Source organism: Streptomyces sp. NRRL B-24572 (assembly GCF_002156145.1).
Classification (GTDB): domain Bacteria; phylum Actinomycetota; class Actinomycetes; order Streptomycetales; family Streptomycetaceae; genus Streptomyces; species Streptomyces vietnamensis.
The window spans coordinates 341-1,273 of record NZ_MWIG01001156.1; the positions used below are offsets into that span (position 1 = coordinate 341).

General features: G+C 72.0%; 1 protein-coding gene and 1 pseudogene (1 of these 2 running past the window's edge). Both read right to left on the reverse strand.

Annotation, left to right across the window (positions count from 1 at the left end):
- A pseudogene (locus tag CCN56_RS41010) lies at positions 1-101 on the reverse strand (alpha/beta hydrolase) (its annotated part extends 340 nt beyond the left edge of the window); the annotation flags it as partial.
- Positions 102-201: 100 nt separating this feature from the next.
- Positions 202-933 (reverse strand): DUF5937 family protein (locus CCN56_RS41015; protein WP_086832580.1); only part of this gene is annotated, 732 nt, incomplete at its 5' end.

Genomic DNA, 933 nt, shown 5'->3' on the forward strand with positions numbered 1-933 from the left:
CCGGCGAGCCCGTGGAGGAGGAGGGCGTCGGGCCCGGAACCGCCCCAGTCGCGACAGGAGAGCCGTACCCCGTCACGTACGACGACGCGCTCGGTCCAGGAAGCCCGGGAAACCCCGGAAGGGCCGGAAGCCCCGGAAGAACCGGAAGAGTCGGAAGAGCCGAGAGAGAAGGTCACCACCCCATCCTCCCCCCCTCGAACCTCACGGGTGAAGGAGCTGATCGGCGACGGCGGTACGGGCGTAGAGGACGGAGCGGCCGCTGCGGTGGGCGGTGACGAGGCCGGCGTTCCGGAGGGCGATGAGGTGCTGGGAGACGCCGGCGGCGGACATGCCGCAGTGCGTGGCGAGCTGGGTGGTGGAGGCGGGGGTGTCGAGCTCGGTGAGGAGCAGGGTGCGGGAGCGGCCGAGGACGGCGGCGACGGCGTCGGTGGCGGCGGTGGCACGAGGCTCCCAGACGCTTCCGAACCCCCGCGCCGGATAGGCGAGTTGAGGAGGATCGGGGTGAACGGACCGGGTGAGGACCCGGGGCCAGGCGAAGACGGAGGGGATGAGCAGCAGCCCGGATCCGGCCTGGTCGCGGGTGAGCGCGCAGTGCCGCCGTACGAGCCGCAGGGTGCCGTCGTCCCACCGTACGGTCTCGTGGAGTTCGCTCAGGACCCGCGCCGAACCGTGCTCGGCGACCTGCCGCGCCCGGTGGAAGACGTCGGCCTCCAGGACCTTCTGGATGCGGGCCCAGTAGGGGGCGAGGGCGAGCTCCCAGTACATCTCGATCTCGTCGGCGACCTTGGGGAGGACGGCCGGGGGATCCTCGCGCAGAGACCGGAGCCGAGCCGGGTCGACGCCCTTCCTCTCCAAGGAGTCGAGATCGTCGATCACGTCGATGGCGCGGGAGCGACGCAGGGCTTCGAGCTCGGCGTCGAGGGTGGGGAAGGG